This window comes from Halalkalibacter oceani, from assembly GCF_040544555.1.
Taxonomy (GTDB): Bacteria; Bacillota; Bacilli; order Bacillales; family Bacillaceae_D; genus Halalkalibacter; species Halalkalibacter oceani.
Genome location: NZ_JBEPKD010000026.1, coordinates 1 through 13,043, shown reverse-complemented (window position 1 = coordinate 13,043; position 13,043 = coordinate 1). Strand labels below are relative to the sequence as shown.

The window sequence follows — 13,043 nt, the reverse complement described above, 5'->3', positions numbered from 1 at the left end:
TTGTGGATAATGTTTACTTGCCTATCAACATACTGCCCACATGTGGATAGGCTGCTTTTTTCGTTCTTTTTATCAGTTTTCCACAAATCCACAGGCTCTATTACTAGTACTTCTACTTTTTATTAAAAATATTAATGAATTATAAGGAGTTTTTCAGAATGCAATTTACAATTACGCGTGATCGATTTGTTCAAGATGTCCAGCATGTAGCAAAAGCCGTTTCATCAAGAACGACCATTCCGATTTTGACGGGAATTAAAATTGTGGCGACAGAGGATGGAATCACGCTGACCGGCAGTGACTCGGATGTCTCGATCGAAACGTTTATTCCAAAAGAGGATGCCGATTCAGAAATCGTGACGATCCAACAGCCTGGCAGCATCGTGTTACAGGCCCGTTTTTTTGCGGAAATTGTAAAGAAATTACCTGGTGAGGATATTGAAGTGAGCGTCACCGATCAGTTTGCGACGACGATTCGTTCTGGTTCTTCCGTATTTAATTTAAACGGCCTTGATCCAGAGGAATATCCACGTCTGCCGCAGCTTGAGGAGGATCTTCTTTTTAAACTGCCGCAAGATATGCTGAAGAATATGATCAGGCAAACGGTGTTTGCGGTGTCCACTCAGGAAACACGTCCGGTGTTGACAGGTGTAAACTTGGAGACCGAGGAAGGAGAGTTAATCTGTACTGCAACAGACAGTCACCGATTGGCGATCAGAAAGGCGAAAATCGAAAAGAACGATAATTCCCTTTCATTTGAAAATGTTGTTATTCCTGGGAAGAGCTTGATTGAGCTTAGCAAAATTATTGATGATTCTAATGACTTAATTGATGTCGTTGTGACGGAGAATCAAGTTTTGTTCAAAATGGAGAATCTGCTCTTTTTCTCAAGATTGCTGGAGGGGAAATATCCGGTTACGAAAAGTATGATTCCGACTCAGTCGAAAACGTCGCTTCACTTAAAGACGAAGTCATTTCTGCACACATTGGAGCGGGCGCTGCTCTTATCAAGAGAAGGAAAAAACAATGTAATTAACTTAAAAACATTGGACGGTCAGGTTGAGGTGACTTCGATTTCACCGGAGGTCGGAAAGGTTACGGAGCATATCGACGCGCAAATTGACGGGGAAGAGATGAGGATTTCATTTAACGGAAAAAATGTCATTGATGCGTTGAAGGTTATTGACAGTGAGGACATTCATGTGATGTTCACCGGGGCGATGAGCCCGTTCGTCATCAAACCGATTGATCATGACAATTATTTGCATCTCTTTTCACCGGTAAGAACCTATTAAAGCAGCTAGGAACGAAGCCAGAGGCGTTTTTCTTAAAATTCCCGCGATGATTCGGGACGACTCTCACAATAAGACTTGGCTAGTCAGCTTTGGTTTAGTACAATATAAAGTAAGATAATCTAATGACGTGATTTTATGAAGACAGCAAATCATACGGTGAGTTGCTGTCTTCCCTTTGATACGCCAACGAGTTCATGCAGAAAAGAGTGATGAAATGAACCAAATCTCCATTTCGACGGAGTACATAACACTGGGACAATTTTTAAAAGAAGCAGGAATCATAGACACGGGCGGCATGGCAAAGTGGTATCTTGCTGAACATGTGGTATGGGTGAATGGAGAGGAAGAAAACCGGCGCGGAAAAAAGCTCAGCCCGGGCGATACAGTGACGCTCGCCGATGGAACAGAATTTGAAATTGCAGCGGAATAGGGGGACTCCCTTTGGATTTAAAGCAGCTTACGCTTCGGCAATTCCGCAATTATGATCAGGCAGCCTTATCATTTCAACAACCCGTAAATATTTTTCTTGGGGAAAATGCACAGGGGAAAACGAATGTGCTGGAAGCGATTTATGTTCTCGCTTTGGCCAAATCCCACCGGACGACGAAGGACAAGGAGCTTATCCGCTGGGGGGAGGAATTTGCACGGATAGAAGGGCATTTCGCAAGAAGGACGGGTCCTTTTGAATTGGAGTTGATCCTGTCGCTGAAAGGGAAAAAAGGCAAGGTCAACGGGCTTGAGCAGCGCAAATTAAGTGAGTATGTAGGGGCGGCGAATGTCGTCATGTTTGCGCCGGAGGACCTCGGGCTGGTCAAAGGAAGCCCGCAAGTCCGCAGAAGGTTTCTTGATATGGAAATTGGTCAGATTAGCCGGGTCTATTTGTATCATCTCGGCCTGTATCAGAAAGTCCTTGTGCAGCGCAATCATCTGTTGAAGGATCTTCAGGCGAGAAAAGGCTCAGGTGAGATGCTCGATATTCTGACCGATCAGCTTGTCGCACTGGCGGCAGAGGTGATCAGTCGCCGGCTCGCTTTTGTGAAACGGTTGCAGGAATGGGCCTTTCCGATTCATTACGATATCAGCCGGGGAAAAGAAAAGCTCGAAATCAGCTATGTTCCCCCGGGAGAGGTATCAGACGAGATGGATTTGTCGAACATAAAAGAAGAACTCTATCAAGTGTATAAACAAAAGCGGGATAAGGAGATTCAACGCGGTGTCACCCTTTTTGGGCCGCAACGGGATGATCTCAGCTTTCGGGTGAACGGGCATGATATTCAAACATATGGCTCGCAAGGTCAGCAGCGAACAACCGCGCTTGCTCTTAAATTAGCCGAAATTGAATTGATTTATGCCGAGGTTGGGGAGTACCCGCTCCTTTTGCTGGACGATGTCCTCTCTGAGCTTGATGATTATCGTCAGTCCCATTTGTTACGCTCGATTCAGGATAAAGTCCAGACGTTTGTGACAACGACAAGCGTGGAAGGAATTGATGAACAGACGCTAAAGCAGGCGGCTGTATTTGAAGTGACAGAAGGCACGGTGGAAAAAAGATGATTGGGGAGGCGGTGGACCGGTGTTTATTCATTTAGGCGGCGATGTGCTGATCCGTTCAAAAGATATTATTGCTATATTAAATCGCGATGTCCAAGAGCATTCCTCGATAACAAAAACCTATCTGAAAGAAGAAGAAGCCCGCAAGGCAAAAACGATCATTTCAGCTGATTATATTAAATCAATCGTTATTACAGACAACGACATCTATTATTCTCCGGTTTCTTCTTTGACGCTGAATCGGCGGGCGATGGGAAAAACGATGACAGACTATGCCTTCGAGAAAGAAGCTGAATGAGAGAGACCTGACGGCAAGTGATTTTTGCAATAGATTTGATAGATAAATGAGAATGAAGGTGAACAAGGTGACGAATGAACAACATCCTGAACAACAATCCTATGATGAAAGTCAGATTCAGGTTTTAGAAGGACTTGAAGCGGTACGGAAACGGCCGGGGATGTATATTGGTTCTACAAGCGCTCGCGGATTGCATCATTTGGTTTGGGAGATTGTAGATAATAGCATTGACGAGGCGATGGCCGGGTATTGTGATACGATTCACGTCACGATCGAAGAAGATAACAGCATTACGGTGGAAGATAATGGACGCGGGATCCCTGTTGGAATTCAGGAAAAAATGGGCCGTCCAGCTGTTGAAGTGATTATGACCGTCTTGCACGCCGGCGGAAAGTTTGGCGGCGGCGGTTATAAAGTATCGGGCGGTTTGCATGGAGTCGGAGCTTCTGTTGTAAATGCTCTTTCGACAGAGCTGGAAGTAAAGGTTCACCGTGAAGGCCAGATTCATTATCAAAAATATCAATTAGGGGTGCCGGCTGCCGATTTATCGGTGATCGGGGAAACCGACAAGACTGGGACGATCATTCATTTTAAGCCTGACCCGACGATTTTTACGGAAACGACGGAATATGATTTCGATACGCTCGCGACACGCCTGCGTGAGCTGGCTTTTCTTAATAAAGGATTAACGATCAAAATTACGGATAAGCGTGAAGAAGAAAAAGAAGCCACCTATCACTATGAAGGCGGGATTGCTTCCTTTGTCCAGCATCTTAACCGGTCGAAAGAAGTGTTACACGAAGAGCCGATTCATATTGAAAGTGAAAAGGATGGCTTAGCTGTTGAGGTTGCTGTTCAATATAACGACAGCTACAGCAGCAATATTTATTCCTTTGCGAACAACATCAGTACCCATGAAGGCGGGACGCATGAATCCGGCTTTAAAACAGGATTGACGCGGGTTATTAATGACTATGCCCGAAAAAATGGCCTCTTCAAAGAAAATGATCCGAATTTAACCGGGGAAGATGTAAGAGAAGGACTAACGGCGATTATCTCTGTGAAAATTCCCGATCCGCAGTTCGAGGGGCAGACGAAAACGAAATTAGGAAACAGTGAAGCCCGGACAATTACCGATTCGTTATTCTCCGAGCATTTTTCGCGGTTTTTGAATGAACACCCGCAGGTCGCGCGCAAGATTATTGAAAAAGGGCTGATGGCCTCCCGGGCCCGGGAAGCGGCTAAAAAAGCGCGTGAATTAACAAGAAGAAAAAGCGCCCTTGAAGTCAGCTCGTTGCCGGGGAAGCTTGCCGACTGTTCGTCGCGTGATGCCTCGATCAGTGAGGTTTATATCGTTGAGGGCGACTCGGCGGGCGGCTCGGCGAAGCAAGGGCGGGACCGTCATTTCCAAGCGATTCTTCCGCTTCGGGGAAAAATTTTGAACGTCGAGAAGGCGAGATTGGATAAGATTCTTGCCAACAATGAAATCCGGGCGATTATTACGGCGCTCGGTACGGGTATTTCCGATGATTTCGATATTGAAAAAGCGCGTTACCATAAAGTGATCATTATGACGGATGCCGACGTTGACGGAGCCCATATCCGCACCCTGATCCTGACATTCTTCTACCGCTATATGCGGCCGTTGATTGAAAAGGGCTATATTTATATTGCCCAGCCTCCGCTTTTCAAACTGACCGTGGGCCGGGATGTCAGCTATTTATACAGTGAGAAAGAGCTGGAGGAAGCTTTAAAGAAAGTCGAGGACCGCAGCAAAGTCGGCATTCAGCGCTATAAAGGTCTTGGTGAGATGAACCCGACTCAGCTTTGGGAGACGACGATGGATCCCGAGCATCGGACGGTGCTTCAAGTCACGTTAGAGGATGCGATGAAGGCGGATGAAATTTTTGAGATTTTGATGGGAGATCGAGTAGAGCCGCGCCGTGATTTCATTCAGGAAAATGCGCAGTATGTCAAGAATCTCGATGTCTAGGCGTGAAGATGGAGGTTAATACAAATGGCTGAGCAAGATCAATCGAAAGTAAAACCGATAAATATAAGTCAGGAAATGAAAGAGTCCTTTATGGACTACGCGATGAGCGTTATCGTCAGTCGCGCCCTTCCTGATGTCCGAGACGGACTGAAGCCGGTACACCGCCGGATTTTGTTTGCGATGAATGAATTAGGAATGACGCCTGATAAAGCTTATAAAAAGTCAGCACGTATTGTCGGTGAGGTCATTGGGAAGTATCACCCGCACGGTGATTCCGCTGTGTATGAGACGATGGTTAGAATGGCGCAGGATTTCAGCTTCCGTTACATGCTGATTGATGGTCACGGTAATTTCGGTTCAGTCGATGGCGATGCAGCGGCAGCGATGCGATACACTGAAGCGAAGATGTCGAAGATTTCGATGGAATTAGTGCGCGATATTAACAAAGATACGATTGATTATACAGATAACTATGATGGATCGGAAAGAGAACCGGTCGTACTTCCGGCGCGCTTTCCGAACCTGCTCGTGAACGGAGCGTCAGGAATTGCCGTTGGGATGGCGACAAATATTCCTCCGCATCAATTAGGTGAAGTGGTTGACGGAGTGCTTGCTTTGTCGCGTAACCCTGAGATTACGGTCGAAGAGTTGATGGAGTATATTCCAGGGCCTGATTTTCCGACCGGTGCTGAAATTTTAGGCCGTTCCGGAATCCGCCGCGCCTACCAAACGGGGAGAGGCTCAATCACGCTGCGGGCGAAAACAGCAATCGAGGAGCAGAATGGCAAAAGCCGGATTCTTGTTCACGAATTGCCTTATCAAGTAAACAAGGCAAAGCTGATCGAGAAAATCGCCGAACTGGTGCGCGATAAGAAGATTGACGGAATCACAGATCTTCGTGATGAGTCCGACCGGAATGGAATGCGAATCGTGATTGAACTGCGGCGCGATGCCAATGCCAATGTGCTCCTCAACAATCTGTATAAGCAAACGGCTTTGCAGTCAAGCTTCGGGATTAATTTGCTAGCGCTTGTCAAAGGGCATCCGCAAGTGCTCAACTTAAAGCAATGTCTCGAGTATTACCTCGAGCATCAGATTGAAGTTATCCGTCGGCGCACGGCATTCGAGCTGCGCAAGGCGGAAGCGCGCGCCCATATTTTAGAGGGGTTAAGAATCGCGTTAGATCATCTTGATGAAGTGATCAGCCTGATTCGTTCCTCGCAAACGACGGAAATTGCCCGCAACGGCTTAATGGAGCGTTTCTCGTTGAGCTATGAGCAGGCGCAGGCGATTCTCGATATGCGGCTTCAGCGCTTAACAGGCTTGGAACGGGATAAAATCGAAAACGAGTATAAAGAGCTGATGGAAAGAATCGCTGAATTAAAAGCGATTTTGGCTGATGAGGAGAAGGTTCTTGAAATCATCAGAGAAGAGCTGACAGCGATTAAAGAGAAGTTTAATGACGAGCGCCGTACGGTCATCTCGATGAGCGAGGATCATTTAGAGGATGAAGATCTGATCCCACGGCAAAATATTGTCGTGACGATTACCCATCACGGCTATATTAAACGGATGCCGATTTCCACTTACCGCAGTCAAAAGCGGGGCGGAAAAGGAATTCAAGGGATGGGGACAAATGATAATGATTTTGTTCAGCATCTTTTCACGACGAATTCCCATCATACGATTCTCTTTTTTACAAACAAAGGGAAGGTGTATCGCCTGAAAGGGTACGAGGTTCCTGATTTAGGCCGGACGGCGAAAGGGATTCCGATTATCAACCTTTTACAAATTGAGCCGGGTGAATACATCAGTACGGTTATTCCGATTGAAGAGTTTAGAGATGACGCCTATTTGTTCTTCCTGACAAATCAAGGGGTCGCCAAGCGGACAGAACTGTCTTCGTTTGCCAATATCCGTCGCGGTGGATTGTTCGCCATCAGCCTGCGCGATGAGGACGAGCTTCATGGTGTCCGTCTGACTGACGGCAACCAGGAAATCATTATCGGCACAAGGCAGGGGATGTCGATTCGCTTTCATGAGCAGGATGTCCGTCTAATGGGACGAACGGCAGCCGGAGTGCGCGGGATTACGCTCGGTGATGATGACTGTGTCGTCGGAATGGATATGGTCGTTGAAGGACATGATGTGTTAATCGTCACGAAAAAAGGGTACGGAAAGCGGACGCCAATTGAGGAATATCGGATTCAAAACCGTGGCGGTAAAGGAATTAAAACATGTAACATCACCGAAAAAAATGGCCCGCTCGTTTCTTTGAAGGTCGTTTCGGCAGATCATGACATTATGATTATTACCGCCAGCGGCGTGATTATCCGGACGCAAGTAGAAGGAATTTCTACGACCGGACGGAATACGCAAGGTGTGATGTTAATTCGTGTCGATGAAGGCGAAGAAGTGGCGACTGTCGCCCGGGTTGATATCGAAGACGAGGAAGATGTGGAAGAGGCAGAAGCGGATCAACCAGAGGAAAATGAAGAAGTAGCAAAAGTAGAAGAAGGAATTGAAGAAGACGGTAACGAATAATATTTTCATTTTTCGGGCTATACGGACAGGCTGTTTTATGCCATGACGTATAGCTCTTTTTTCGATGTGCCGATATAATAGAAAGAAGATAAGGTTCAAAGAAGAGGAGATGAGCGGGGATGGAAGTGAAAGTAGCACAGCTTCAACCAGGGTGCGTGATGTCAAAAGATGTGCCGGGCTTAACAGAAGTTCCATTAGTGAAGAGGAACACGGTTTTGAATGAAGAGCATCTGGAATTTTTAAAAGCCTTTTTGGTGGAAACCGTTGAGGTAAGACCGCGGCTCGCCGATGGCAAGACGTTTGTTCCGGGCGCAGTGAAAGAAGAGCCGGCGGTTGAAGAAGAACAGACAGCGTCAAAGGAAACGGATGTAGGAGAAGACTATCTCTCAGCCGTCAAAATGTACAAAAAGCTTTTCGAATCATGGAAAGAAGGAAAAGCGGTAGATATGTCTGCGGTCAGATCACTCTTTGAATCGCTATTTGAAAAAATCCACCATTCACCTGATTATTTGCTTCATCTCCACCATTTGAATAATAAAGCGGATTATCTTTATCATCACTCCGTTTATGTTGGAATCCTCTCAGCTTTCCTGGGGAAAAAATTACGACTGACTGAGGAACGCTCGATCCAGGTCGGTTTGTGTGGGGCGTTGGCCGATGCAGGAATGGCAAAGCTCCCTTCAGCGATTTTAAGGAAAACAGGTTCTTTGACCGAGGAAGAATATGAAAAAGTGAAAAAGCATCCTATTTACAGCTATAAAATGCTGAAAGGTGTCCCTGGTGTAACCGATTCGATATTAGTTGGGGTGCTGCAGCATCATGAACGGTATGATAGCAGCGGTTACCCATTAGGGGTGTCTGCGGAAAAAATTCATTTGTTCAGTCAAATTGTGGCTGTCGCCGATATGTATCATGCGATGATCTCAGAGCGTCATTACCGGCCAAAACGTTCCCCTTTTCAAGTGTTGGAAGAAATCGAGAAGGAGCGGTTTGGAAAGCTTGAAACAAAAGTTGTTGAAATGCTCGTTCAAAGCTTAGTTCAAAGTACGATTGGCAGTCGGGTCCGCTTATCGTCCGGTCAAGAGGCGGAAGTCATCTTTTTTGATCAGCAGGCGCCAACGAGACCAATGGTCAAGCTTAGTGACAATACCATTATTCAGCTCGTGCAGGAACCAAAGCTTCATATTGAAGAGATTGTAAAGAAATAATCCCGTACGTCCTTCGTTCACACTACTTGTTGTAGAGAGGGGTACCCCGCGCGCCTCTCTATAAAAATGTAGCGAGCCCAACTGTTTTTTTAGGATGGTGAGAAGATTCAAATGAAAGATGCGCTTATTTCCACTAAACTCTTTATTCCGTCCTGTCCACCTAATGCAGTCTCTCGTCTCCACTTAATAGAACGCTTAAACAAAGGACTGCACCGCAAACTGACCTTGATCTCTACTTCAGCCGGCTGCGGAAAAACAACGCTAGCAAGCGAATGGCTTTCCCAATGTGGGCGTCCTGCTGCCTGGCTTTCATTAGATAAAGAAGACTGTGATCCAAAACGCTTTATCACTTACCTGATCGCCGCTTTGCAAACGATCAAAGAAAAGACAGGTGATCAGCTGATGAAGCTGCTTCAAACTCCCCAATCCCCTTCAACTGAATTCCTTTTGACCTCTTTGCTTCATGACATCGGGAAAATGGAGAGTCCTTTCCTTCTCGTGCTCGATGATTACCATCTTGTAGCTGCCGGTTCCGTTAATCAGATTCTTCTCTTTTTGCTTACCCATCTCCCGTCCAATATGCACGTTGTCCTTCTCACTCGGGAAGATCCACCATTCCCTCTCGCACGGTTAAGGGCGCGTGATCACGTAACCGAACTGCGTGGATCAGATTTGCGCTTCACCAAAAACGAGTCCTTTCAGTTTTTTGCCGATGCGATGGAAATCGATCTTTCACTAGAAGAGTCAGCCTTGCTTGAATCACGTACGGAGGGCTGGATTGCCGGAATGCAATTGGCGGCGATTTCCTTGCGCGATGCGGAGAACAAGACTGATTTTATCAACTCGTTTACCGGCACACATTCCTTTATTTTTGATTATTTGGTAGAGGAGGTGTGGCAACAGCTGCCAGAGAGCATGCAGCGCTTTCTGCTGCGAACCTCGATTCTTGAACGATTTTGTGCATCCCTTTGTGATGCCGTTCTCGATGCACGGACATTCTTTCCAAACGAGAAGTGCAGCGAGGAAATGTTGCAGCAGATGACGAGGCTCAATCTGTTTGTCATTCCGTTGGATGATGAAAAATGCTGGTATCGCTACCACCATCTTTTTGCCGATCTTTTACGAAAGAAATTTGCCGCTGCCAAAGGGGCGGATGCAGAGCAGTCATGCCTGCACAAAAGAGCGAGTATCTGGTTTGAACAGCATGACCTGGAGCTGGAGGCTTTTCAGCATGCCGCCGCGGCGAATGATATCGAGCGGGCGAGCCGGCTGATGGACGGAGGAGGATTGCCGCTGCACTTTCGTGGAGCTGTGACGCCAGTCTTAAACTGGTTGGAGTCATTGCCTGCCGCCGTACTCGTTGAGCGGCCGGCATTAATGGTCGCACACGCTTCAGCACTATTGTTCATCAGCCAACTAACTGGAATCGAGAAAAAGCTGCAGGTGGCGGAAGCCGCTTTGCTAGCCGCTGAGCAAAATGCTGCCAATCGAAACTTGCTTGGGCATATTGCCGTGATCAGAGCGACTGCAGCGGTCAGTCTGCATCAGGCTGAGACGATTGTTCACCAATCCGAACAGGCGCTGCGCTATTTGCATCCGGACAACGTACCCGTTCGGACGGCAGCTTCCTGGACGCTTGGCTACGCGTATCAGCTTCAGGGGAAGCGTCTCGCTGCCAGCCGGGCGTATACAGAGGCGATATCCAGCAGCAAGAAGCTTGGGCATTCGATGATTACGCTTATGGCGACAATCGGACTGGGCAATGTTCAGGAAAGTGAAATGCTGCTTGAACCGGCGGCGCGAACGTATCAGAACGCCCTGGAGCTTGCCGGCCAACCGTCCCTCCCGGCAGCGTGTGAGGCGCATCTTGGCTTAGCGAGGATTTTCTATGAATGGAATGATGTCAACACTTCTATTCAGCATGGCAAAAGAGGGGCACAATTGGCGAGGCAAGTCGAAAACTCAGACAGAGCTGCAGCGTGTGAATTGTTTCTTATACAGCTTCAGCTGACAGGAGGAGATACAATAGGGGCCTCAGCCCGGTTGGCTGAGCTTGAGCAAATCGCCCGGCAGGAGCAGTACGACAGGCTGCAGCCGGCTATTATGGCCTTGCGGGGGCGCATCTTGCTGCTGCACGGGGAGCTGCCTGCCGCTCTTCAATTAGCTGATTCAATCGATCACTCTCTCCTTCACGCTCGTGTGTCGCTCGCGTCAGGAGATACGCATACGGCACTGAAGACCTTAACGGCAAGGCGCAGGTACGTGGTGGAAAACGAATGGCAGGATGAACAGCTTAAAGCAGAGATCCTTCAATCGCTTATTTTCCACGCTTGCGGCGAACAGAAACAGGCGCTGCAAACGTTAAAGCATGCTTTGCGGATTGCCGAGCCACACGGCTTTGTCCGGCTTTTTCTTGATGAAGGGCTGCCAATCGTTAATTTGTTAGCGGAAGCAGCGGCTCAAGGTTTGCTGACACCTTATGGACAAAGATTGCTTTTGCTTGGTCGTGCAGAACAGCGCACGAGCGAAAATAGCGGCGCAAAAGCTGCGCCGTTACCCGACCCTCTGACTGCACGTGAAGTGGAAGTACTGCAGCTGATCGCCAAAGGATTGTCCAATCGTCAAATTTGCGACAGGCTGTTTCTCGCGTTGAGCACGGTAAAAGGATATAATCGTAATATTTTTGATAAGCTGCACGTTCAAAGGCGAACAGAAGCGGTCGCCCGCGCCCGCGATTTAGGATTGATGTAAACCATACTTTAGTAGCTGCACAGCCTCGCGATAAAGCAGTATGTTAGGGAGAAAAGGGAGAGGTGTGATCTAGTGAGAGCAATCGTTTGTGAGAGTTATGGGCCGCCGGACGTTCTCCGGCTTGAAGAAGTGACAAAGCCTGCACCTAAAAGAGAGGAAATAGTCGTTAAAATATTGGCTACCGCCGTAAATTCAGCTGATTGGCGTATGCGAAAGGGAGAGCCGTTTCCTGTCAGGTTCTTCTTTGGGCTGACGAAACCGAGAAGGCCGGTCTTAGGCGGGGTATTCGCTGGAGTGGTGGAGGAGATCGGTCAAGATGTCAGCGGACTCAGAGCCGGAGATGCCGTTTTTGGCGTAACGGGAATGACATTCGGTGCTTATGCTGACTATATAAGCCTGCCTGAAAAAGCAGTCTTAACATTCAAACCGCCTGCTATTTCTTTTGAAGAAGCTGCGTCTGTTCCTTTCGGCGGATTAACCGCCCTGCATTTTTTAAAAAAGGCGAATATAGAAAGTGGACAGAATGTGCTCATTTATGGAGCTTCCGGAGCAGTCGGGACAGCTGCAATCCAGCTCGCCAAACATTATGGTGCGCTCGTTACAGGGGTTTGCAGTACAGAGAATGTCGCGTTAGTCAGATCATTAGGCGCAGATCATGTTATCGACTACAAAAAAGAAGACTTCACCGCGAGTGATGAACAGTATGACATGATCTTTGATACGGTAGGGAAAGCATCTGTCCTCTCCAGCCAAAAACGGTTAAAGAAAAACGGACGATTGATTTTGGGGGCTAGCGGGCTTTCGCAAATGTGGCAAAGTGTCACTGCTTCAATAACGACTCGTACGAAAGTAATCTCCGGAGTTTCTGCTGAGAGAACAGATCATCTTATCACGTTAAAGGAGTTGTTGGAGACCGGCGCTTTCAGACCGGTTATTGATCGCTGTTATCCTTTAGAAAAAATAGTGGAGGCTCATCGTTATGTAGAAAAAGGCCATAAGAAAGGTAATGTCGTCATTACGATGGCGAAAGCAAGCGAAAACTCATGACGGGATAAATATATTTATGAAAAAAGTGTTGCATTGTTCTTTTAAAATATGTTATATTATTTCTTGTCGCCAATGACGGATGAACTCTTAATTAAAAAAAGTATTGACGAGCGAGTCGGTATTTGATATGATAATTAAGTCGCCATAAACGACAACGAGTTCTTTGAAAACTGAACAAAAGCCAAGCGAAAAAGGTGACGAATGTCACCACAAAAAAGTCAGCGGAGCCTGCACAGGATGCAGGGTGAAGCGACTGTCAATTTATTAACGTAAGAGCTTAATCAGCTCACCATTTTTATGGAGAGTTTGATCCTGGCTCAGGACGAACGCTGGCGGCGTGCCTAATACATGCAAGT

At 47.2% G+C, this 13,043-nt stretch carries 9 protein-coding genes and 1 rRNA gene; all 10 read left to right on the top strand.

From position 1 onward, the window contains the following. The first annotated feature begins 158 nt into the window (after positions 1 to 158). Complete coding sequence (gene dnaN / locus ABMB67_RS19490) at positions 159 to 1,295, top strand: DNA polymerase III subunit beta (protein WP_251224666.1); 1,137 nt, start codon at positions 159 to 161, stop codon at positions 1,293 to 1,295. A 214-nt stretch (positions 1,296 to 1,509) separates the two neighbouring features. After that, on the top strand, positions 1,510 to 1,725 hold the full coding sequence (yaaA, locus tag ABMB67_RS19485) for a S4 domain-containing protein YaaA (protein WP_251224667.1): 216 nt from the start codon (positions 1,510 to 1,512) through the stop codon (positions 1,723 to 1,725). A gap of 11 nt (positions 1,726 to 1,736) precedes the next feature. Next, positions 1,737 to 2,849 (top strand): DNA replication/repair protein RecF, encoded by a 1,113-nt coding sequence (recF, locus tag ABMB67_RS19480; RefSeq protein ID WP_251224668.1) that lies wholly within the window; start codon positions 1,737 to 1,739, stop codon positions 2,847 to 2,849. Between the two features lie 19 nt (positions 2,850 to 2,868). Continuing rightward, the gene (gene remB / locus ABMB67_RS19475; RefSeq protein ID WP_251224669.1) at positions 2,869 to 3,144 is read left to right on the top strand and encodes an extracellular matrix regulator RemB; all 276 of its coding nucleotides are present in this window, start codon (positions 2,869 to 2,871) and stop codon (positions 3,142 to 3,144) included. A 52-nt stretch (positions 3,145 to 3,196) separates the two neighbouring features. Further along, positions 3,197 to 5,137: a DNA topoisomerase (ATP-hydrolyzing) subunit B gene (gene gyrB, locus ABMB67_RS19470; RefSeq protein WP_251224670.1), complete on the top strand. Its 1,941-nt coding sequence runs from the start codon at positions 3,197 to 3,199 to the stop codon at positions 5,135 to 5,137. A gap of 24 nt (positions 5,138 to 5,161) precedes the next feature. Further along, entirely contained in the window at positions 5,162 to 7,681 is a 2,520-nt protein-coding gene (gene gyrA, locus ABMB67_RS19465; RefSeq protein WP_354573088.1) for a DNA gyrase subunit A, read from the top strand. A gap of 119 nt (positions 7,682 to 7,800) precedes the next feature. Then, positions 7,801 to 8,889: an HD-GYP domain-containing protein gene (locus ABMB67_RS19460; protein ID WP_354573087.1), complete on the top strand. Its 1,089-nt coding sequence runs from the start codon at positions 7,801 to 7,803 to the stop codon at positions 8,887 to 8,889. Between the two features lie 111 nt (positions 8,890 to 9,000). Then, positions 9,001 to 11,640: a winged helix-turn-helix domain-containing protein gene (locus tag ABMB67_RS19455; RefSeq protein ID WP_354573086.1), complete on the top strand. Its 2,640-nt coding sequence runs from the start codon at positions 9,001 to 9,003 to the stop codon at positions 11,638 to 11,640. A gap of 72 nt (positions 11,641 to 11,712) precedes the next feature. Then, positions 11,713 to 12,687 carry an NAD(P)-dependent alcohol dehydrogenase gene (locus ABMB67_RS19450; RefSeq protein WP_354573085.1) on the top strand — a complete coding sequence of 325 codons (975 nt, stop codon included), beginning with the start codon at positions 11,713 to 11,715 and terminating at the stop codon, positions 12,685 to 12,687. A 294-nt stretch (positions 12,688 to 12,981) separates the two neighbouring features. After that, positions 12,982 to 13,043, top strand: a 16S ribosomal RNA gene (locus ABMB67_RS19445); the annotation flags it as partial.